Consider the following 21969-nt stretch of genomic DNA (forward strand, 5'->3'; position numbering starts at 1 on the left):
GCCAACATCGCCCGCAAGGGCGACCGGCTCGTTCGCAACCTGATGATCGCCTCCGCCAAGCAGAGCTTTCGCGCGCCGGTCACCGTGCGGCTGGGGGACCGCGAGATCATCAAGGCCAAGGCCTTCGTGCGGATCACCGCCCCGCTGTCGATGACCACGGGCGTCTATGCCGGTGATCTGCCGCGCTTCGATCCGATGAAGTTCGTCTCCGACGAGCCCCTGGAGCGCGCGCCGGATGCCGCCGCCGACGCACCGGGCGCCGAGGTCACGGTGGTCAAGCGCGACCTCGCCGACGCTGCCATCGATCCGAATGCGCCGGCCCTGACCGACGACGACGTCACCGCCCAGGTCGAGGAGGAGCGGCGCATCGCGGCCGAGGCCGGGCGCCGGGCCGCCATCCCGATCGCCCCTCAGATCCTCTTGTCGCGCACGCTCCAGCAGGGCGCGGGCGGCGACGCGGAGGCCGCCGCCGCCAAAGACACCAACCCGTTCAAGGCGATCGAGGTGCTGGTCGTCCCCGAGAACGTCACCAAGGTCGCCAAGGTCGAGTTGAAGCCGAATGAGGCGCCGCTCGTGGAGGAGCGCGACGTCGCGTTCAAGCGGGGCGACACCCTGGAGACACTCCTGAAGGCCACCGGCATGGCCGGCGACGAGCAGATCCGCGCGATTGTCGCCGCGCTGGGCGGAAAGAGCCGCACCGGCGCCCTCACCGAGGGGCAGCAGATGCGGGTGCAGGTCGCCCCGGGCCCGCGTCCCGGCGATCCGCGCCAGGTCACCCGCGTGGTGCTGTACGGCGAGAGCGGCATCGAGGGCATCGCCGCGCTCAACGACCGCAACGCCTTCGTCTCGGTGACGCCCCCAACCGAGGACGCCCCGTCCGCCAAGTCGCAGCCTCAGGCCGAGGCCGGCGAGGACGAGGACGAGGATTCGGGCTCGGGGCCGCGCCTGTATCAGAGCCTCTACGAGACGGCCGCGCGCCACGACCTGCCGCGCGCCACGGTCGAGGACATCGTCCGGGTGTTCAGCTACGACCTCGACTTCCAGCGCCGCATCGCCAGCGGAGACGGGCTGGACGTGTTCTACACCTACGACGACGAGGCCTCCGCCGACCGGCCTGACCTGCTCTACGCGGCGCTGACGCTCGGCGGCGAGACCCGCAAGGTCTACCGCTTCCAGTCCCCGGACGACGGCACGATCGATTACCTCGACGACCAGGGGCGCTCCCTCAAGAAGTTCCTGCTGCGCAAGCCGATCCCGGACGGCATCATGCGCTCCGGCTTCGGCTACCGCCGCCACCCGATCCTTGGCTATGCCAAGCTGCATACCGGCGTAGACTGGGCGAACCCGATCGGGACGCCGATCGCCGCGGCGGGCAACGGCGTGGTGATCCGGGCCGAGATGACCTCGGGCTACGGCAACCGGGTCGAGATCCAGCACGTGAACGGCTACGTCACGACCTACAACCACATGTCGCGGTTCGGCCGGGGCGTGAAGGAGGGTGTCCGGGTCCGCCAGGGGCAGATCATCGGCTATCTCGGCTCCACCGGCCTCTCGACCGGCCCACACCTCCATTACGAGGTGATCATCAACGGCCACTTCGTCGACCCGATGAAGATTCGCGTGCCCCGCGGCCGCGAGCTCGACGGGCGGATGCTGAGCGAGTTCAAGCGCCAGCGCGAGCAGATCGACGCGACCATGCTCAAATCGAAGAGCGCTACGGCGCTGGCGCAGCGCGACGCCGCCGTGCGCTGAACGAGCTGGGCGTCCGTCATCCGAACCCGAGCCGCGCCCGGATCTGCTCGGGCGTGACCCCCGCAGCCCTCAGGTCGGCCAGGCTCTGCGAGGCGCGCGACTTGGCGAGCTTCTCTCCCCCGGGATCCAGGATCAGCCGGTGGTGGCGGTAGCGCGGGACCGGTAAATCGAGCCGGTGCTGGAGCAGGACGTGCAGGTCGGTGGCCGCTTCCAGGTCCTGGCCGCGCACCACGTGGGTGATCCCCTCCTCCGCGTCGTCGTGAACGACGGCGAGGTGGTAGCTCGTCGGTACGTCCCGGCGGGCGATTACGGCGTCGCCCCAGCGCGCTGGATCGGCCTGGACCCATTGCGTGCCGGATCTGTCGAAGGCGGTGTAGCCCAGCCGGTCGCCGCCGCGGCGCAGGGCGGCTTCCATGCCGAGGCGCCAGGTATGCGGCGCGTTCCCGGCAAGACGCTCGGCCACGATCGCTGGATCGAGCCCGCGGCAGGTTCCCGGATAGAGCGGCGCTCCGTCGGGGTCGTGCGGGTGTCCGGCCTGGGCGGCGGCCTGCGCGCGGATCTGGCCGCGCGAGCAGAAGCAGGGATAGGCCAGGCCCCGATCGATCAGGCCATCGAGCACCGCCCGGTAGGCGTCCATGTGTCGGGATTGGTGCCGCACCGGCTCCGGAAAGGTCAGGCCCAGCCAGGCGAGGTCGGCGACGATCGCCTCCACCAGCTCCGGCTTCGAGCGGACGGGATCGATGTCCTCGATCCGCAGGCGGCAGAGGCCGCCCATCCGCCGGGCGAGGTCGGCGTTGAGCAGGGCCGAATAGGCGTGGCCGAGGTGGAGCCGTCCGTTCGGGCTCGGCGCGAAGCGGAGGACCGGCGAGCCCGCCCTCACCCGTCGCGGTGACGCAGGCAGTGCGGGGTGCCGGTCTGGCAGGCGATGCCCGGAAGCGAGCAGGCCGGCCCCTCCGCGAGGCGCTGGCAGACCCGGCAGCCGTCGGTCCATTCCAGGCAGGCCGGGTCGTCGGCGACCGAGCGCGCGGGCGCCGGGTGGCGGGACGGCAGCAGTTCGCCGAGCAGCACCGTGGCGATCATGAGGATCGCGACGCCCCAGGCGGCGAGGGCGCCGCTGGATGAACGCGGGGCGGGCGGCGTGGTGGGCGCTGTCGACATGGTCGTCCTGTTGGCGCGGCCTGCGCCCTCCTGTCAACGCGGGTGTACCCCGGTCAGGCGGCCTGCGCGGTCCGGTCTTCCAACAGGCCCGGAAGCAGCTTCAGATTGAGCGGCTTGGCCAGGAAATCGTCGAAGCCGGCTTCGCGTGCGGCGATCTCGTCCTCGCGGCCGGCATTGGCCGTGAGGGCGACGAGATGCAACCGGGGACCCTCGCCCGCGGCTTCAGCAGCCCGGATGCAGCGGGCTGTCTCGTGGCCGTCGAGGCGCGGCATGCGGATGTCGATCAGGGCGAGATCGAACGGGCCGGCCTTCGCCAGCTGCTCCAGCGCCTCGACGCCGTCGACCGCATGGACGACTTCGGCGCCGAGGCGCTCCAGCGCACGCGTCGCCAGCAGGGCGTTGATCGGGTTGTCCTCGGCGAGCAGGATCCGCTGGCCGGTTCCCGTTCGGACCGGGGCCGGTGCCTGGATCGCGGCGGATTCGACCGTCGGCGGTGGGGCGAGCAGCCGCTCGAATAGCGAGCGGGCCCGGACCGGCTTGATCAGGTATCCGTCGAAGCCCGCCGCGCCGGGGGCGCCGAAGCCGCGGCGGTCGAAGGGGGACAGCAGGACCAGGCTGCAGCGCACCCCGCAGGCATGCGCGGCGTCGGCGATCTGGCGGACCGCCGCGTCGCCCAGCGCCCGGTCCGCCAACACCGCGTCGAAGGCAGCGCCCGACAGGGCGTCGAGGCCGTCGTCCAGGGTTCCGACGATCACCGTCGCGGCGCCCGCCCGGGACAGGCTGCGGGCGAGGTACGGCGCCTGGTAGGGCGAGTCGGCCACGATCAGGCAGCGCCGTCCCTCGAGCCGCGGCAGGGGAACCGGGTCGGCGCGCTCGGTCTCGGCGTCCGGCAGCGGCAGAACGACCTGGAAAGTCGAGCCGCGTCCCAGGCGCGAATCCGCCTCGATCCGTCCGTCCATGCCGGTGACCAGGCGGCGGGTGATGGCGAGGCCCAGGCCGGTGCCTTCGTGGCTCCGGCTGGCGCTGCCGTCGCCCTGCTCGAACTCCTCGAACAGGACCGGCAGGCGCTCCTCCGGGATGCCGGGGCCCGTATCGGAGACGGCCAGGACCACCTCCCCTCCCCCACCCGGCATGCGGGCGAAGGTCAGGCTCACGCCGACGCCGCCGCGCTCCGTGAACTTGATGGCGTTGCCGGCGAGATTGATCAAAATCTGCCGGACGCGATCCGCATCGCCGACGAGCGCGCGGGGAAAATCCTCGGTGACGTCGAGGGCGATCTCGATGCCCTTGTCCTGGGCTCGCGGGGCCAGCAGCTCCACGACGCTCTCGGCCAGGGCCGGCAGGTCGAACGGCTCGGCCGCGAGGTCGAGGCGCCCGGCTTCGATCCGCGAGAAGTCGAGCACGCCGTCGATCAGCCCGAGCAGGGCCTGTCCGCTGGTGCGCACGGCCTCCACGTAGGTCCGCTGCTCCAGGTCGAGGGCGGTGCCGAGCACGAGGTCGGCCATTCCGAGGATGCCGTTCAGCGGCGTCCGCATCTCGTGGCTGACGGTGGCGAGGAAGCGCGACTTCGCCACGCTCGCAGCCTCGGCGCGTTCGAGGGCGGCGTCGCGGCTGCGCAGCGCCTCGACCCGGGCGGTGACGTCTCGCCCGGCCCGCAGCCAGTGCATCGCGTCGCCGTGTGCGACCGGCATCTCCACGAAGGCGAACCAGCGCACCTGCCCGTCCACCGAGCGGACCTGCGCCTCCATGCGGCGCACGCCGTCCTCCCCGACCTCGACGGCGTTCCGCTCCAGGATCTCCAGATCGATCTGCGCGCCGAGCAGGTCGATCGCCGGTCGGCCGAAGAGAAGGGCGTACGCGTCGTTGGCGTAGGTGATGCGGCCGCGGGCGTCGCGCTGGACGATCACCTCGGTGGTGGCCGCGACCAGGGCGCGGTAGCGGTCCTCGCTCTCGCTGATCCGCCAGATGCGGTCGTGCAGCCGCTCGGCCTCGGCCTCGTCCGGTCGCCCGCGCCGGGCGCGCCAATGGCCGAGCGCCAGGGCTGCCGCGATGAGCAGCGCCAGCACGAGCGCGATATCCTTGACGACCATGGATGCCTCCCCGGCTTCAGGCCGGCTCGGTGCAGGATCGCAGGTGAACCTGAAGGTCGCGTTGGGAAAAGCGCTTAACCGCCGGTTGCAGCATCCGCGGCGCCGCCCCGCAAAACATCGCCTTGGAGCGATCCGAATTCGGGCTCAAGAGTTGCTTGCCAGGACGATCCGTCCGGACGGAGACAGAATTGATGCCGGGTGAGCATTACGACGTGATCGTCGTTGGATCTGGCCCTGGCGGCGGGACGATGGCGTGGCGCCTGGCGCAGACCGGCAAGCGCATCCTCCTGATCGAGCGCGGCGACTATCTGCTGCGCGAGCCGCGCAACTGGGACAGCCAGGCGGTGATCGTCGACGGCTACTACCAGACCAAGGAGACCTGGTACTCCTCCGACGGCGTCAGCTTCCAGCCGGGCCTGCACTACTACGTCGGCGGCAATTCGAAATTCTACGGCTCGGTCCTGTTCCGGCTCCGGGAAAAGGACTTTTCGGACATCCGCCACGAGGACGGCATCGCACCCGCCTGGCCCGTCGGCTACGACGAGTTCGAGCCGCATTACCAGGCCGCCGAGGAGCTGTTCCACGTCCACGGCCAGCGCGGCGAGGATCCGACCGAGCCCTGGTCGCGCAAGCCCTACGCTCATCCGCCGGTGTCCCACGAGCCGCGGATCCAGCAGCTGTTCGACAACCTGAAGGATGCCGGGCATCACCCGTTCCACCTGCCGGTCGGCGTGCGGCTGGTGGAGAAGGACGGACGCGCGGTGTCGACCTCGCCCTGCATCAAGTGCGAATCCTTCGATGGTTTCCCTTGCCCGACCAACGGCAAGTCCGACGCGCAGACGATGGTGGTCGATCCGGCCCTGCGCGACTGCCCGAACCTGACGTTGCTCACGCGTACTTATGTCGAGCGCCTTGTCACCGACCCCAGCGGTCGTACCGTGACCGGCGTGGCCGGCACCCGCGACGACGCGCCGTTCGAGGCCTCCGCCGACCTCGTCGTCGTGGCCTGCGGGGCGCTCTCTTCGGCGCTGCTGCTGCTGCGCTCGGCCAGCGACCGGCACCCGGACGGCCTCGCCAACGGCTCCGGACAGGTCGGGCGCAACTACATGCGCCACAACAATTCGACGGTGCTGGCTATTTCGAAGGTGCCGAACCCGACCCGTTTCCAGAAGACGCTCGGTCTCAACGACTTCTACTTCGGCGACCCGGACCGGAAGGACGACTGGGACTTCCCGCTGGGCCACATCCAGATGGTCGGCAAGTCCGACGGCGCCCAGATCCACGGCGAGGGGCTGCCGGGCTTCCTGCAATGGTTTCCCAACAAGCCGTTCGACTGGATCGCGAAGCACTCCGTCGATTTCTGGTTGACCTCGGAGGACGTCCCGCTGGCCCAGAACCGGGTCTACTACAAGGATGGCAAGGTCCATCTCGACCTCACCGAGACCAACGTGGAGGCGCACAAGCGGCTGCGGCGCAAGCTGCATGAGATCTGCAGCTTCACCGACATGCACCCGCACCTGTTCGACCGTTCGCTCTACCTCGGCAAGAACATCCCGATCGGCGGCACCGCGCACCAGGCGGGGACTTTGCGGTTCGGGGACGACCCGGCGACCTCCGTGCTGGACCGGAACTGCAAGGCGCATGAACTCGACAACCTCTACGTCACCGACGCGAGCTTCTTCCCGTCGATCGGCGCAGTGAACCCGACGCTCACGATCATCGCCAACGCGCTGCGGGTGGCCGACCATCTGATCGAGCGGATGGGCGCCAGGAACGAGATCGCTCCGCCGCGCCTGTTCGACCACACCGAGCCGCGGGAGCCGGTGCCGGCGTGACGGCCGCGCTCTGCTATGGAGGGGACCCGACCTCGAACCGAGCGCAGCGCGCGTGGCCATCGACCATATCGACCTCAGCCGGATCGACCTGAACCTGCTCGTCGCCCTCGATGCGCTGCTCGACGAGCGCAGCGTCACCCGGGCGGCGGCGCGGATCGGCGTCGGCCAGTCGGCGATGAGTTCGAGCCTCGCCAGGCTGCGCCGCCTGTTCGACGACGAACTGCTCACGCGCGCGCCCGACGGGATGCGGCCGACGCCGCGGGCCCTGAAACTGGTCGAGCCGTTGCGGGCCACGTTGCGGCAGGTCCAGGCCCTCGTCCACCGGGAGGAGCGGTTCGATCCGGCCACCGTCGAGCGCAGCTTCACGCTGAGCCTGCCGGACAGCGTCGAGGTCCTGATCGGGCCCCGGCTGATCGCGCAGCTGCGCCGGGACGCGCCGGGGATCCGGCTGCTGCTGCGTTCCGTCGAGCGGGCTCGCATCCTCGACGAGCTGGATGCCGATCGGGTCGATCTGGCCATCGGGTTCTTCACCGAGGGGCAACTGCATCACAAGCAGCGGCTGCTCTACCGCGACAGCTACGTGGTTCTGTTCAACGCCGACCTGATCGGGATCCAGCCGCCGATCGGGCTCGATGACTACCTGCGTTTCCCGCACGTCCTGACCTCGTTGCGGGAGACGGCCCACGGAGTCGTGGACGACGCGCTGGCGGCGCTGGGGCGCTCGCGCATCCTCGCGGTGACCACGCCGCGCTTCCTCGTGGTGCCGTTCATGGTCCGCGCCGCGCCGGTGATCGCCACCATGCACGCGAGGCTGGCGACTTCCTTCGCCAGCACGCTCTCCCTGGCGGTCAGCCCGGTGCCGGTGGCGCTCGACGAGGTGGTGGTGTCGATGCTGTGGCACGCCTCCTACGATCGCGATCCCGCCCATCGCTGGCTGCGCGACCTATTGGTGCGCCTCGCCAACGAAGCCCCGACCTTCGGGATGCTGTGAGCGCGATTCCTTTTGGACTTCGGCTTCGTCCCGTAAGAATCGCGCGCGGCGCACCGGGTGCGCCGAACAGAGGCGGCGCGCGCCTTCAGAGGTCCATCACAGGCAAGGATCGTCGGCAGCCTCCAGCCGCCCGTCGGCGATCGCGGCGCGAAACAGGCGGAAATCCTCGGCGTTGCGCTCCGCATAAGAGGCTGCCCAGTCGGCCAGGGCCTCCCGCAGGTCCGGGTTCTTGCCGCGGCCGCAATAGCCGGCGATCGCCGCGGCGTCTCCGGTGCGGGCATGGGCCCGGGCCAGGAGAGCCCCGTAGGCGTAAGAGAAGGTCAGGAGCGACGGCCCGGACATGTCGGAGAGCGGGATCGCGCCCTTCAGGTTCTTCATCTGGCGCACGTAGAACGGACGGCCCTCGATGGTGGTCCAGCCGAGCAGCGGGTCGCCCACCGCTTGCAGCAGGCGCTGACCGTAGATGACCCGTTCGCCCTCGTGGCCCGCATAGGGCTCCGGCATCCCGGGCAGGTAGGGGCCGTGGGCCGGGCGAACCGCCTCCTTGACCTGCAGGAAGAGTGCGTCCCGATCGGAGTTCCCGCACAAGAGCGCCACATAGGCCCGCGTCCCGACGCTGCCGACCCCGACGACGCGATGGGCGACATCGATGACCTGATAGCGATCGAGCATGAATCGCCGCTCGCGCGGCAGGGTCTCGGCGTAGCGCTCCAGCCCCGAGACGACCTGCTGGCGGGTGGTCTCATCGACCGGGGTCAGGATCGGCGCGTCGGTCCGGAAGCGCCAACCGCCGTCGATGCGCCGCTCGGCCATCTGGGCCAAGAGGCTGCGGTTGTTCTTGCGGCGGGCCTTCTCGACCGACCGGCGCACCACCGAACGGGCCTCCGGATCCATCCGGATCCCGCCGAGTTCAGCCAAATCCGCCCGGGTTGTTTGGTACCAGACCTCCAGGGAGCCTTGCGGCGCCAGGCGCCGCATCGTGCGCTGGTAGCCCGACACCGCGGCCATCACGGCGGCCCTGCGCGATTCGGCCGGCGTGCCGGCATCGGCCGTGGCGACCGTGATCCCGGCGCAGAGCCGCTTCAAATCCCATTCCCACGGGCCGACCGTGACCTCGTCGAAGTCGTTGAGGTCGAGGACGATGTCGCGCTGCGGGGTGCCGAACAGGCCGAAATTGTCGATATGGGCATCGCCGTTCATGACCACGTCGATGCCGCTGCGCGGACCGCGCGACAGGTCCCAGGCCATCACGTGGGCGGCGCCACGCAGGAACGCGAACGGGCTCGTCGCCATCCTGGCGACCCGCAGCGGGATCAGATGCGCCTGCCGACCCTCATGGGCCGCCGCGATCAGGCCGACCGGATCGGGGCGATCCGGCTCCGAGCGCAGGGCCGCGTGGTCCTGGTGCGGGACCTTCGCGCGCATCGCCTTACCGGCCTGCCGGCGCTTGTCCCAGGGCTCGACGCCGGCCCGGAGATCGATCCGCGGGAAGTCCGCGAGCGGCGCCAGCACGACATCCTCGGTCGGTTCGTCGCCGGCCGGAAGCAACGTCGCGGCCCGCGTCTCGTCGTTTGGCACCTTGTCCATGATCCCCCGCCGAACCGAGTAGGCGACAACCTTGACCGTACTCGGTCGGTCCCAGACGGCCTCATTCACGTACACGATAGGATTGGCACCGCTCTGTGACCTTTCAGCCTCGGCGGCCCTTGACCACACTACAGGCCAGTCCTCTAACCGGTCGCCTATTCGAAGGGTGTCCGTCCCGATCCGAACCGTGCGAATCACCGGTGTGCAGACGGTGGATCGGGCGCGTGGATCGGGCCGGGCCGGACGGCGCCGTCGGGCGCCGCATCAGTGGGACATCACATGCCCAAGGGCTCAGATCTACTCGTTGCGGCCCTGGAGAACGAGGGCGTCGACCGCATCTTCGGCATCCCGGGCGAGGAGAACCTCGACGTCGTCGAGTCGCTTCGTACCTCCAAGATCGAGCTGGTGCTGACCCGTCACGAGCAGGCGGCGAGCTTCATGGCGGCGACGCACGGCCGTCTCACCGGCCGGCCGGGCGTGTGCCTCTCGACGCTGGGCCCGGGCGCCCTGAACTTCTCGACCGGCGCGGCCTACGCCCACCTCGGCGCGATGCCGATGATCATCATCACCGGCCAGAAGGGCATCCTGTCCTCCCGGCAGGCGAAGTTCCAGATCGTCGACGTGATCAGCTCGATGAAGCCGATCACCAAGATGGCCCGGCAGATCGTCTCGGCCTCCTCAATCCCGACGATCGTCCGCGACGCCTTCCGGGTCGCCACCGAGGAGCGTCCCGGGCCGGTGCTGCTGGAGCTGCCCGAGGACATCGCCGCCGAGCAGGCCGAGGCCTACGTCGTGCCGCCGCATCCGATCGACATCCCGGTCGCCCACCCGACCGCGATCGAGCGGGCCGCCGCCATGATCCTCGCGGCCAAGCGGCCGCTCGTCATGCTGGGGGCCGCCGCCAGCCGGCCGCGCGCCACGGGCGACCTCGGCGGCTTCGTCCGGCGCACCCAGATCCCGTTCTTCACCACCCAGATGGGCAAGGGCACGGTCGCCAGCGGCACCAGCCTCTACATGGGTACCGCGGCACTCTCCGAGCGCGACTACGTCCACGAGGCGATCGACAAGGCCGACCTGATCATCGCGATCGGCCACGACACGATCGAGAAGCCGCCCTTCTTCATGGGCCAGGCCGACCAGAAGGTGCTCCACATCGGCTACATGCCGGCCAACGTCGAGCAGGTCTACTATCCCGACGCCGAGGTGGTGGGCGACCTCGGGCCGACCCTGAAGCTCCTCGCCGACAAGCTGGAGGGCAAGCTGCCGAACGCCGGCGCCCTGCTGCACCTGCGCGAGCACATCCTCGACCACATCGCCGACCGGGCCGGCGAGGACCGCTTCCCGGTCACGCCCCAGCGGCTGGTGCGCGACGTCCGGCGGGTGATTCCGGAGGACGGGATCGTGTGCCTCGACAACGGCATGTACAAGATCTGGTTTGCCCGCAACTACCGCACCTATGTCGCCAACACGCTGCTGCTCGACAATGCGCTCGCCACCATGGGCGCGGGCCTGCCCTCCGCCATGATGGCGGCGATGCTCTACCCGAACCGCCGCGTCATGGCGGTGTGCGGCGACGGCGGCTTCATGATGAACAGCCAGGAATTGGAGACCGCGGTGCGGCTCAAGCTCAACCTGGTCGTGCTGATCCTCGACGACTCCGCCTACGGGATGATCCGCTGGAAGCAGGCGGTCGATAAGTTCGCCGACTACGGGATGACCTTCGGCAACCCGGATTTCGTCCTCTACGCGCAGGCCTACGGTGCCAAGGGCCACCGCGTGGAGGCCGTCAACGACCTGGTCCCGACCCTGGACCGGGCGTTTGCCGAAGGCGGCGTGCACCTGGTCGCGGTACCGATCGATTATTCGGAGAACACGCGTGTTCTCGTTGAGGAACTGCGCGAGAAGGTGAAGGATTTCGAGCCGGCCGAGTGATTCCGTCGCAGAATCGATCCCGGCACGACAACAGGGCAGCGCGATGAACCCGTTCACCTTCCAGACAACCCCGAACGTGTTGTTCGAGGCCGGCGCCGCGAAGAAACTTCCGGAGATCGTCGGCACCTTCGGGGCCAAGCGCGTATTGCTGGTCACCGACAAGGGCGTGCGCAAGGCCGGCCTGACCGAGGCCGCCGAGGCGGCGCTGGCGGCGGCCGGCATCGCCATCGACGTCTACGAGGACGTGGTCGCCGACCCGCCCTCCACGGTGATCGAGGCGGCGGCCAAGCGGGCCCGGGAACTCGGGACCGATCTCGTCCTGTCGATCGGCGGCGGCTCGGCGCTCGATACCGCCAAGCTGGTGGCCTACTTGGCGAAGTCCGATGAGCCGCTCGACTCGATCTACGGCGTCGGCTTGGCCAAGGGCGACCGGCTGCCGCTGATCCTGGTGCCGACCACCGCCGGGACAGGCTCCGAGGTCACGCCGATCTCGATCGTCACGACGCCGACCACCGAGAAGAAGGGCGTCGTCGCGCCGAAACTGCTGCCTGACTGGGCGGTGCTCGATCCCGAGTTGACCCTGGGCCTGCCGGCCCACGTCACCGCGGCCACCGGCATCGACGCCATGGTCCACGCCATCGAGGCGTTCACCAGCAAGAACAAGAAGAACCCGATCTCGGATCAGCTCGCCAAGCAGGCCCTGGCCCTGCTCTCGGCGAACATCCGCACCGCCTGCTCGGACGGCCGCAACCTCGAAGCGCGCTCCGGCATGCTGCTCGGTTCGATGCTCGCCGGCATGGCCTTCGCCAACGCGCCGGTGGCGGCGGTGCACGCGCTGGCCTATCCGGTCGGCGCGATCTTCCACGTGCCGCACGGGCTCTCCAACGCCCTGGTGCTGATGGGGGTGATGCGCTTCAACCTGTCCCACGCGGAGGCGCTCTACGCCGAGCTGGCGCCGATCCTGGATCCGGCGGCGGCCGATCTCCCGCCGGCCGAGGCGGCCGCACGCTTCGTCGAAAGCCTCGACGCGATCTGCCGCGACTGCAAGGTCCCGGCCTCGCTCGCGGAGGTCGGTGTCGCGCAGAAGGATCTAGAGCGGATGGCCACCGACGCGATGAAGCAGACGCGGCTCCTCGTGAACAATCCCCGCGAGGTCACCTACGACGACGCCTACGCGATCTACAGCGAGGCGCTCGGCGAGGCGCGCCCGGCGGCCTGAAACGGCCTGACAACCGGCCCGCCAAGGAGGCCGGAGAACCGCGAGGAGGTGCGCCGTCATGGACCAGTTCGACGCGTTCAAGGCGATGGGCGAGTTCTGGACCCGTGCCGGCGCCGGCTTCTTCGCCCCCGGGGCCGCGCCGGGCTTCTCGTGGCCGACCCCGCCGCAGACCGATCTCTCCAGCCTCGCCACGGCGCAGAGTCATCTCGCCCAGGCCTGGGCTTCGGCGACCGCCCTGTCGCAGACTTTGACCACATCGCTGCAGGGGGGCGCCGGAGCGCCGGACCCGACCGCCGGAGCGGTGCTGGCGCGTATCTTCGATCCACAGGCCTGGCTCGGCGGCTCGGCCGAGTTCGACGCGGCTTTGACGCGGATGTCCGAGGGGCCCCAGCTCGCCGACCTGTGGCAGACCGAGCGGCGCTACGGCGCGCTGTTCACCGCCTGGGCGGCGTTGCGGCGGGCGCAGGCCGAGCACCAGGCCGTGATGCTGGAGGCCTGGACCCGGGCGGCCGGGACCTTCGCCAAGGAGGCCAATGACCGAGCCGAGCGCGGCGAGGGCTTCAGCTCCGCCCGCGAGATGATGACCCGCTGGACCGAGACCGCCAACGCGGTGCTGCTGGATGTCCAGCGCTCCGAGGCGTTCCTGGCCTCGCAGCGGGTGGTGCTGAAGGCATCGACCGACCTGCGGCTCGCCCAACAGGACCTCTCGGCCTTCCTGTCGGATTTCTACGGGCAGCCGACCCGGGCCGAACTGGACGACGTGCACAAGAGCCTGACCGAGCTGCGCCGGGAAGTCCGGGCCCTGCGCCGGGAGCGCCGGGAGGCTGCCCGGGCCTCCAGGGCCAACGGCACCGCCGCGCCGGCAACGGAGGACGCGCATGGCTGACAAGGGCATGGCTGACGGTGGCATGGCCGGCGAAGGCATGGCCGACAAGGGGGGAGCGGACCGGGCCGCCCCGAAGGCTCCGACTACGCCGCTCCCGCTCAACCCCGCCGAGATGATGGCCGAGGTCGCCGAGCTCGGCCGCCGCATCAGTGCGGGTGCCAAGCTGTTCGCGGACGTGCGCGACGCCGACGTGCAGATCGCCACCACGCCCAAGGACCTGGTCTGGAGCCAGGACAAGGTCTCGCTCTACCGCTACCGGCCGCTTGCCGAGAGCAAGGGCCTGCCGCCGGTACTGATCGTCTACGGTCTGATCGGCCGCTACACGATGGCCGATCTGCAGGAGGACCGCTCGCTGGTCCGCAACCTGCTCAATCTCGGCCTCGACCTCTACGTGGTCGATTGGGGCAATCCCGGCCGGGCCGACCGCTACGTCACCATCGACGACTACGTCGACGACTATCTGGCCGAATGCGTCGCCTTCATCGGCGAGGCCGCCGGCCGCGAGAGAATCAACCTGCTCGGGATTTGCGAGGGCGGCGTCTTCACCACCTGCTACGCGGCGCTCTACCCGGAGCGCGTCAACGCGATGGTGCTGACGATCACGCCGATCGACTTCCACGCCGACACCCGCGAGTCCCGGGCCGGCCACGGCTTCATCAACGTCTGGACCCGCTCCCTGTCGCCGGAAGACGTGGACCGCCTGATCGATGCGCAAGGCTCGCTGCCCGGGGCGTTCATGGGCTCGGTGTTCTCGATGATGACGCCGATGCGGACCATGACGAAGTACAACCTGGACTTGCTCGACGCCCTCGACGACAAGAAGAAGTTCCTGAACTTCCTGCGCATGGAGAAGTGGATCGCCGACCGGCCGGACCATCCCGGCGAGGCGGCCAAGCAGTGGCTCAAGGATCTCTACCAGGACAACAAGCTGGTCCAGAGCACCTTCGTGCTCGGCGGCCGCACGGTCGATCTGAAGCGGATCGCCTGCCCGGTGCTGAACGTCTTCGCCCAGGACGACCACATCATCCCGCCGGCGACGTCGCAGGCGCTCAAGGACAAGATCGGCACCGACGACTACACCGAGCTCGGCCTGCCCGGCGGCCATGTCGGCGTCTTCGTCGGCGGCAAGGCGCAGAAGTTGCTGGGCTCCGGCATCGCCGATTGGCTGGGTGCGCGTGGGTAGGGTGATGCGCCGCGACAGGGGAGCTGCCGGGTGCACGTTCGTGGATGAGAGGCGCGCCGCTTATCCCCCTCCCCCCTCTGCGGGGGAGGGTACCCTGCGCAGCAGGAGGGGAGAGAGGCAGCGCGACAGTAGTGGATGGGGCTTCCGGCGCGACTTCTCTGGATACCGCGCTCCCCTCTCCCGACCTGGCCTGACGGCCGGCCCACCCTCCCCCGCAGTAGGGGGAGGGAAACCGCGCGGATCTCGCGCCATCTTGCGGGTTTGTATCGCCGGTCGATCCAAAGCTCTCCCTCATCCTGAGGTGCGGTCGGGCAGCGGCCGCCTCGAAGGAGCCCTCCAGAAATCGCTGCGATCCCTGGAGGGCTCCTTCGAGGCCCGGCGGTCTGCGATCGCCGGGGACCTCAGGATGAGGGCGGTGGGTAGGATCGACCGGTCGAATGATCGCCGCGCTTGGCGCGGCGCTCTCAATTCCAGGCTCCGAGGATAACCGCATGGGCAGCCTGAAGAACAAGATCGTCAGCGCCGACGAGGCGCTCGCCATCCTGCAGGACGGCGACATGGTCGCGGTCTCGGGGTTCGTCGGTATCGGTACGCCGGATGAGCTGATCCTGGCCCTGGCCCGGCGGTTCGAGGCCGGCCAGGGCCCGCATGGGCTCGGGCTGATGTTCGCCGCCGCGCCCGGCGATGGCAAGGAGCGCGGCCTCAACCGGCTGGCGATCCCGGGGCTGGTGCGTCGCGTCGTCGGCGGTCACTGGGCGCTTGTACCCAAGCTGGCGAAGATGGCGATCGACGGCGAGATCGAGGCCTACAACCTGCCGCTCGGGGTGGTCTCGCATCTCTACCGGGAGATCGCCGCCCACACGCCGGGCCACATCACCAAGGTCGGGCTGCGCACCTTCGTGGATCCGCGGCTCGAAGGCGGCAAGCTCAACGCCGTGACCCGCGAGGACCTGGTCAGCGTGGTCGAGCTCGGCGGCGAGTCCTGGCTGCACTACAAGGCCTTTCCGGTTAACATCGCGCTGATCCGCGGCACCACGGCGGACCCGGCCGGCAACATCACCATGGAGCGCGAGGCGCTCACCCTCGACAACCTCGCTGCCGCCATGGCGGCCAAGAACTCGGGTGGCTTCGTCATCGCCCAGGTCGAGCGCCTAGCCGAGGCCGGCTCGCTCGCGCCCCGCGAGGTGCAGGTACCCGGGGTGCTGGTCGATTGCGTGGTGCTGAGCCAGCCGGAGAACCACCGTCAGACCTACGGCACGCCCTACAACCACGCCTTCACGGGCCGCCAGCGCGTGCCGCTCGACCGGATCCCGCCGATCCCGCTCGATGCCCGCAAGGTCATCGCCCGGCGCTGCGCCTTCGAGCTGCCCCCCGGCGGCGTGGTCAATCTCGGCATCGGCATGCCCGAGGGGGTGGCGGCGGTCGCCGCCGAGGAGCGGGTGCTGAAATACCTGACGCTCACCGCCGAGCCCGGAGTGATCGGCGGCTTGCCGCAGGGCGGGCTCGATTTCGGCGCCGCCCTCAACCCGGCGGCGGTGCTGCACCAGAACCAGCAATTCGACTTCTACGACGGCGGCGGCCTCGATCTCGCCTGCCTCGGGCTCGCGCAATGCGACGCCGAGGGCAACGTCAATGTCAGCCGCTTCGGCAAGCGGCTCGCCGGAGCCGGCGGCTTCATCAATATCTCGCAGAACGCCAAGAGCCTGGTGTTCGCCGGCACCTTCACGGCCGACGGGCTGGAGGCGGTGGTCGAGGGCGACTGCATCCGGATCGTCACCGAGGGGCGCTCGAAAAAATTCATCGCCGCCGTGGAGCAAGTGACCTTCTCGGGCGCCTACGCGGCCGAGCGCGGCCAGCCGGTGCTCTACGTGACCGAGCGCTGCGTGTTCCGCCGGACCAAGGCCGGCATGGAGCTGGCCGAGGTCGCCCCCGGGGTCGACATCGCGCGGGACATCCTCGGGCAGATGGGGTTCACGCCGATCGTGCAGGACCCGAAACCCATGGATCCGCGGCTGTTCCGCGATGCCGTCATGGGGCTGGAGCCCTGGCTCCTCGGGCTCTCCCTGTCGGAGCGGATCAGCTACGACCAGGAACGCAACATCCTGTTCTCGAACCTCGAAGGCTTCCAGGTCAGGACTATCGACGACGTCGAACTGGTGCGCCGCGAATACGAGCGCGCCTGCCAGGAAATCGGTCGCAAGGTCCACCTGATCGCCAATTACGATGGATTCGAGGTCGACCCGACAGTGAGCGATGCCTATTTCTCGGCGATCGCTTATCTGGAGAACCGGTACTACGAGACTGCTTCGCGCTACACGACGAGCGCGTTCTTGCGATTAAAACTCGGTGCCTCGTTGGCGAGCCGCGATCTGGCTCCGCATGTCTTCGAGACAAAAGCCGAGGCGCAGGCGAGGAATACGGCCCAGAGCGTGCCCCTCAAGCCGCGGACGGATCTGTCTCAGCCAGACAGGCCGCAGCCGCCGAAGGAACCGTTGAATGCCTGAGTCCGACACTTTCACCCTGAAGGACCGGAGCCTCCTGGTCGAATCCTGCCTGATCGGCGGGGAATGGTCGAAGGCCGGGTCCGGCACGATCGACGTCACCAACCCGGCCACCGGCGCGGTGATCGCCCGGGTGCCGAACGCCGGCGCCGACGAGACCCGCCGGGCGATCCAGTCCGCCCACGCGGCCTATCCGGCCTGGCGCGCGAAGACCGCCAACGAGCGCGCCGTGCTGCTGCGCAAGCTCGCCGCCCTGGTCACCGAGAACCAGGAGGATCTGGCGCAGATCCTCACCGCCGAGCAGGGCAAGTCGCTGACCGAATCCCGCGGCGAGGTCGCGATGTCGGCGGCCTACGTGCTGTGGTTCGCCGAGGAGGCGCGGCGCGTCTACGGCGACGTGATCCCCTCCCCCTGGGGTGACCGCAAGATCCTGGTCACCAAGGAGCCGGTGGGCGTGGTCGCGGCCATCACCCCGTGGAACTTCCCGTCCTCGATGATCGCCCGCAAGATCGCACCGGCCCTGGCCGCCGGTTGCCCGATCGTGATCAAGCCGGCCTCGCAGACCCCGCTCTCGGGCCTCGCCTGGGGCGTGCTGTGCGAGAAGGCCGGCTTCCCGGCCGGAACCGTGAGCATCCTCACCGGATCGGCCCGCGCCATCGGAGGGGAGATGACCGGCAACCCGCTGGTCAAGAAGATCACGTTCACCGGCTCCACCGAGGTCGGCAAGGTGCTGCTGGAGCAGGCCTCGCACACGGTGAAGAAGGTCTCGATGGAGTTGGGCGGCAACGCGCCGTTCATCGTGTTCGACGACGCCGACCTCGACCGGGCCGTGGCCGGCGCGATGCTCGCCAAGTACCGCAACTCCGGCCAGACCTGCATCTGCACCAACCGCTTCCTGGTGCAGGACGGGATCTACGACGCCTTCGCGGACAAGATGGCCGAGGCCGCCAACCGCCTGAAGGTCGGCAACGGCATCGACGAGGGCGTCGCTCAGGGGCCGCTGATCGACACGGCCGCGGTGGAGAAGACCGAGGCCCACATCCGCGACGCCGTCGAGAAGGGCGGCCGGGTGGTCGCTGGCGGGCATCGCCACGCGTTGGGCGGCCAGTTCTTCGAGCCGACCGTGATCACCGGCGCGACCCCCGACATGGCGGTGGCCCGGGAGGAGACTTTTGGGCCGCTGGCGCCGCTGTTCCGGTTCCGCGACGAGGCGGAGGCGATCCGCATGGCCAACGACACCGAGTTCGGCTTGGCCTGCTACTTCTACACCCGCGACCTCGGCCGCACCTTCCGGGTCGCCGAGGCGCTGGAATACGGCATGGTCGGGATCAACGAGGGCATCATCACCACCGAGGTTGCACCCTTCGGCGGCGTGAAGGAATCCGGCCTGGGCCGCGAGGGCTCCTATCAGGGCATCGAGGATTACCTGAACACCAAGTATCTCTGCGTCGGCGGCCTCGGCGCCTGAATTTGTTGGACCGGATGGCACGCGCCGCGCGCCATCCGGTCTCGCGCGCGGGAATCGCTACTCCGCGTTAGGGCGCGGACGCGTAATGCTCCCGCTCGTCGTCGCTGATCGGCCGGATGACCCGGCACGGATTTCCGGCGGCCAGCACGCCGTCCGGCACGTCGCGCGTGACCACGCTGCCGGCGCCGATCACCGTGCGGGACCCGATGGTGACGCCCGGCAGGATCAGGGCGCCACCACCGACCCAGACGTCCGACCCGATTTCGACCGGCTTCCCGAATTCCTGGACCCGGCGCAGGGCCGCGTTGAACGGGTGCAGGGGCGTGAGGATCTGAACGGATGGGCCGAACAGCGTGAAGCTTCCGATCCGCACCCGGCAGACATCGAGGATCACGCAGTTGAAGTTAAAGAACACCCGCTCGCCGAGCTCGATGTTCGAGCCGTAATCGCAGAAGAACGGCGGCTGCATCCAGACCGTATCGCCGCCGGCCGCGAAGATCTGCTGGCACAGGTCCCGGCGGTGATCCGCGTCGGCCTCGCCTGACGCGTTGAGCAACTGGCAGAGATCCCGGGCCCGGATGCGGCCCGCGACGAGTTCGGGATCGAGGGCGTCGTAGAGTTCCCCCGCCAGCATCTTGTCCCGCTCGGTCCGCATCGGCATCCTCCCCGTTCAAGCTCCGCAGCGATGCGGGCTCGGTCCCGGCCAGCCCTTCCGGTCCGGTCCAACGATGCGTACATATGTACGCATCGGACGCGAATGCCAATTCCCGCCCGTCCGGGAATCTTGCCAACGAATCTCGCCCAGAAATTTCGTCCAGGGATCTCGTCTGGAAATCGCGTGCAGGAGCCCCGCGTGCCCTCGTCCCAGCGCCGTTACGACCCGGACCGCCGCGCCCGCATCGTGCAGGCGACCCTCGACGTCATCGCCGAGCACGGGGTCGCGGGGACGACGCATCGCCGGGTCGCGGTTGCGGCCGACGTGCCGCTCGGCTCGATGACCTATCACTTCTCCGGCCTGGACGAGCTGCTCACCCAGGCGTTCACCTTGCTGGCCGATACGGTCTCGACACGCTTCGCCGAGCGGCTGGGGGAAGCCGCGGATCGGTCCGAGGCGTTCGAAGCCGTGGTCGACCTCATCGTGGACGACAGCTGGGCGAGCCCGCGGACCATGCTGCTGAGCTACGAGCTCTACGCCTTCGCCGCCCGCAACCCGCCGCTGCGCCGCGTCATGCAGGACTGGATGGAGAAGAGCCGTGCGGCACTCCGGCAACATTTCTCGGCCGACGTGGCTAAGGCCCTGGATGCCTTGATCGAGGGCTTGTCGATTCACCGCTCGGTGGATCCGGAGCCGATGAATCGCGTCGATGTCCGCGCTCTGGTCGAACGCGTCGCCTCCTGAGGACGATGCGCCCGGCCCGGCGCCATCGCGTTACGTCCGGGTGCCTGTCGCGGCTTTCACGCGGCGCGCATCCCCGGCGGCTCCCTGCCGCAAAGCCGGCTTCGACGGCGGAATGCGCGGTGTCAGGCCGGTTGCGTGTTGTGAATCTGGTCGAAATCCAGTGATGCCGTGTCGATTACGATCTGCGTCCGGCTGATCACTTCGAGCTTGCGCAGGATCTCCGAGACATGGGCCTTCACGGTGGAATCGCCGACGTGAAGCTCATGGGCGATCTGCTTGTTCAACTTGCCCTGGCGGATCATCATCAGCACCCGCAATTGCTGCGGCGTGAGCCGGGCCACGCGCTCGGCCAGGGGGGCCTTCTTGGCATGCGGCGACGGCGCGCTCGCCTCTGCGAAGCCGGGGGGCAGGAACAATGCGCCGCTCATCACCTCGGTGATCGCCCGGGTCAGGGTGCTCTTGTCCATCGCCTTGGGCACGAAGCCGGCGGCTCCGTGCTGCAGGGCCTCGCGGACGATGCGCGGGTCCTCGTGGCCCGACACGATCAGGATCGGGATGCGCGGGAAGCGGGCCCGGACCGTGATCAGGCCGTCGAAGCCGGTGACCCCCCGCATGGACAGGTCGAGGAGCGTCAGGTCGATGCCGCGGTTCTCGGCCAGCACCGCGCAGGCGGCCTCGATCCCGTCGGCCTCGTGCAGGACGGCATCCGGATGGGCCAGGCGGATCGTGGCCGCCAGGGCGTCACGGAACAGCGGATGGTCGTCGACGATCAGGAGTTGCACGGTCGAAGCGGTTCCTCGCTCGAGATCCGCATGCGGGACCCTTGGGACATCGGAAACCTGATCGATGCGGTGCCGGGGCGCAAGCGGCCGAGGAGGAGGCCGCTCACCTCCGCCGATCCGGGCGGCGCGGCGCGGTTTCACCGGTAAGGCCTGGTCAGGGCGACCCGATCGATCTCGGCGCTGGTCTGTGCGCGACGGGGCCGGGATGAACGCAATCTGGCTGCCGAGCTCAGCCGGTCGGGCGGATCCGGGAACCGGTCCGCCAAGCTGCGCGGCGCGCCGGCGTTCGGCGCGCCGTCGACCTTCATGTGCGCAATCTCACGCCCGCGGAACGCGGCTCGCTTGACCCTTTACATGATGGTGATCATGTAAAGGGTCAGGATCGAGCCCATGTCCAGCACGCCTGCCATCCTGATCACCGGTGCCTCGTCAGGCATCGGTGCGGTCTATGCCGACCGCTTCGCCCATCGCGGCCACGATCTCGTTCTGGTCGCCCGGGACGCCGACCGCCTGGGGGCGCTAGCCGAGCGCCTGCGCCGGGAGGCCGGCGTCGCGGTCGACATCCTCCCGGCCGATCTGACCCGTCCGGCCGACCTCGCCGCCGTCGAGACCCGCCTGCGCACGGATGCCCGGATCGGCGTGCTGGTGAACAATGCCGGCGCGGCGCTCACCGGCAGCTTCGTCGGCCAGGATCCCGAGCAAGTCGCGGCGCTGATCGCCCTCAATACAACCGCTCCGGCACGCCTCGCCGCTGCGGTCGCACCGCGCTTCGCCGAGGCCGGTGAAGGCGCCATCATCAATATCGGTTCGGTGGTCGGCTTCGTCCCGGAATTCGGAATGGCGGTCTACGGCGCCACCAAGGCCTTCGTGCAGTATCTCAGCGCAGCGCTCCACGCCGAGCTCGGGCCGAAGGGCGTCTACGTCCAGGCGGTCCTGCCGGCGGCGACCCGCACCGAGATCTGGGAGCGCGCCGGACTCGACGTGAACAGCCTACCGGCCGTGATGGAGACGGGCGCCCTGGTGGACGCCGCCCTGGTCGGCTTCGACCTCCGTGAGCCGGTGACGATCCCGCCCCTGCCCGACGCCGCGCAGTGGGACGCGTACGATCGGGCGCGGACCGCGATGATCCCGAATCTCGGCCAGGTCCAACCCGCGGAGCGCTACCGCGCCGTGCGCTGACATCCGC

Annotated in this window: 18 protein-coding genes (1 of these 18 cut by a window edge); 12 read left to right on the forward strand and 6 right to left on the reverse strand. The window is 69.4% G+C overall.

Going from position 1 to position 21969, the window contains the following annotated elements; translation table 11 throughout:
- A protein-coding gene (locus tag ACYQPG_RS23405) for a peptidoglycan DD-metalloendopeptidase family protein (protein WP_461231853.1) crosses the window boundary here: on the forward strand, positions 1–1752 show its 3' portion. 279 nt of this gene lie to the left of the window's left edge; 1752 of the gene's 2031 nt are visible here — the last part of the coding sequence; its start codon lies beyond the left edge, outside the window; the stop codon is at positions 1750–1752.
- A 16-nt stretch (positions 1753–1768) separates the two neighbouring features.
- On the opposite strand, the gene gluQRS is transcribed toward ACYQPG_RS23405, so the two are convergent.
- Genes gluQRS through ACYQPG_RS23420 form a run of 3 tightly spaced genes read right to left on the reverse strand, consistent with a single transcriptional unit; the run spans position 1769 to position 5000 of the window.
- A complete protein-coding gene (gene gluQRS / locus ACYQPG_RS23410) occupies positions 1769–2632 on the reverse strand; it encodes a tRNA glutamyl-Q(34) synthetase GluQRS (protein ID WP_461231854.1) in 864 nt (287 codons plus the stop codon).
- Entirely contained in the window at positions 2629–2910 is a 282-nt protein-coding gene (locus tag ACYQPG_RS23415; protein WP_461231856.1) for a hypothetical protein, read from the reverse strand. The genes gluQRS and ACYQPG_RS23415 overlap by 4 nt, the downstream gene beginning before the upstream one ends.
- A gap of 53 nt (positions 2911–2963) precedes the next feature.
- The gene (locus ACYQPG_RS23420; protein ID WP_419830355.1) at positions 2964–5000 is read right to left on the reverse strand and encodes an ATP-binding protein; all 2037 of its coding nucleotides are present in this window, start codon (positions 4998–5000) and stop codon (positions 2964–2966) included.
- Positions 5001–5191: 191 nt separating this feature from the next.
- Between ACYQPG_RS23420 and ACYQPG_RS23425 the strand changes: the two genes are divergently transcribed.
- Both ACYQPG_RS23425 and ACYQPG_RS23430 read left to right on the forward strand, forming a co-directional pair.
- Entirely contained in the window at positions 5192–6835 is a 1644-nt protein-coding gene (locus ACYQPG_RS23425) for a GMC oxidoreductase (protein ID WP_419830356.1), read from the forward strand.
- A gap of 52 nt (positions 6836–6887) precedes the next feature.
- The gene (locus ACYQPG_RS23430) at positions 6888–7826 is read left to right on the forward strand and encodes a LysR family transcriptional regulator (protein ID WP_147937799.1); all 939 of its coding nucleotides are present in this window, start codon (positions 6888–6890) and stop codon (positions 7824–7826) included.
- A gap of 96 nt (positions 7827–7922) precedes the next feature.
- On the opposite strand, the gene ACYQPG_RS23435 is transcribed toward ACYQPG_RS23430, so the two are convergent.
- Positions 7923–9413: a DUF2252 domain-containing protein gene (locus ACYQPG_RS23435; protein WP_147910272.1), complete on the reverse strand. Its 1491-nt coding sequence runs from the start codon at positions 9411–9413 to the stop codon at positions 7923–7925.
- Between the two features lie 279 nt (positions 9414–9692).
- Between ACYQPG_RS23435 and ACYQPG_RS23440 the strand changes: the two genes are divergently transcribed.
- The 6 genes from ACYQPG_RS23440 to ACYQPG_RS23465 all read left to right on the forward strand — a co-directional run bounded on the left by ACYQPG_RS23440 (position 9693) and on the right by ACYQPG_RS23465 (position 18602).
- Positions 9693–11345, forward strand: coding sequence for an acetolactate synthase large subunit (locus ACYQPG_RS23440; RefSeq protein ID WP_147937801.1), 1653 nt, complete (start codon positions 9693–9695; stop codon positions 11343–11345).
- Positions 11346–11388: 43 nt separating this feature from the next.
- The gene (locus ACYQPG_RS23445; RefSeq protein ID WP_461231857.1) at positions 11389–12564 is read left to right on the forward strand and encodes an iron-containing alcohol dehydrogenase; all 1176 of its coding nucleotides are present in this window, start codon (positions 11389–11391) and stop codon (positions 12562–12564) included.
- Positions 12565–12622: 58 nt separating this feature from the next.
- Positions 12623–13450: a poly(R)-hydroxyalkanoic acid synthase subunit PhaE gene (locus ACYQPG_RS23450; protein ID WP_147937803.1), complete on the forward strand. Its 828-nt coding sequence runs from the start codon at positions 12623–12625 to the stop codon at positions 13448–13450.
- Positions 13451–13562: 112 nt separating this feature from the next.
- Positions 13563–14633, forward strand: coding sequence for a class III poly(R)-hydroxyalkanoic acid synthase subunit PhaC (phaC, locus tag ACYQPG_RS23455; protein WP_461232502.1), 1071 nt, complete (start codon positions 13563–13565; stop codon positions 14631–14633).
- 491 nt (positions 14634–15124) lie between these two features.
- Positions 15125–17137, forward strand: a complete 2013-nt coding sequence (locus ACYQPG_RS23460; protein ID WP_461231858.1) for an acyl CoA:acetate/3-ketoacid CoA transferase — start codon at positions 15125–15127, stop codon at positions 17135–17137.
- On the forward strand, positions 17130–18602 hold the full coding sequence (locus tag ACYQPG_RS23465; protein ID WP_461231859.1) for an NAD-dependent succinate-semialdehyde dehydrogenase: 1473 nt from the start codon (positions 17130–17132) through the stop codon (positions 18600–18602). Before ACYQPG_RS23460 ends, ACYQPG_RS23465 begins: the two co-directional genes overlap by 8 nt.
- A gap of 67 nt (positions 18603–18669) precedes the next feature.
- Here the strand turns inward: ACYQPG_RS23465 and ACYQPG_RS23470 are convergent, their stop codons facing one another.
- Positions 18670–19257 carry a sugar O-acetyltransferase gene (locus tag ACYQPG_RS23470; RefSeq protein WP_147908923.1) on the reverse strand — a complete coding sequence of 196 codons (588 nt, stop codon included), beginning with the start codon at positions 19255–19257 and terminating at the stop codon, positions 18670–18672.
- A gap of 183 nt (positions 19258–19440) precedes the next feature.
- Between ACYQPG_RS23470 and ACYQPG_RS23475 the strand changes: the two genes are divergently transcribed.
- Positions 19441–20001 carry a TetR/AcrR family transcriptional regulator gene (locus ACYQPG_RS23475; protein WP_461231860.1) on the forward strand — a complete coding sequence of 187 codons (561 nt, stop codon included), beginning with the start codon at positions 19441–19443 and terminating at the stop codon, positions 19999–20001.
- Positions 20002–20123: 122 nt separating this feature from the next.
- Here the strand turns inward: ACYQPG_RS23475 and ACYQPG_RS23480 are convergent, their stop codons facing one another.
- On the reverse strand, positions 20124–20783 hold the full coding sequence (locus ACYQPG_RS23480; RefSeq protein ID WP_147908925.1) for a response regulator: 660 nt from the start codon (positions 20781–20783) through the stop codon (positions 20124–20126).
- On the opposite strand from ACYQPG_RS23480, the gene ACYQPG_RS23485 reads away from it, so the two are divergent.
- A complete protein-coding gene (locus ACYQPG_RS23485) occupies positions 20757–20930 on the forward strand; it encodes a hypothetical protein (protein ID WP_461231861.1) in 174 nt (57 codons plus the stop codon). The genes ACYQPG_RS23480 and ACYQPG_RS23485 overlap by 27 nt on opposite strands.
- 243 nt (positions 20931–21173) lie before the next feature.
- A complete protein-coding gene (locus ACYQPG_RS23490; RefSeq protein ID WP_461231862.1) occupies positions 21174–21962 on the forward strand; it encodes an SDR family NAD(P)-dependent oxidoreductase in 789 nt (262 codons plus the stop codon).
- Positions 21963–21969: the final 7 nt, after the last annotated feature.

The organism is Methylobacterium sp. CM6246, from assembly GCF_054818005.1.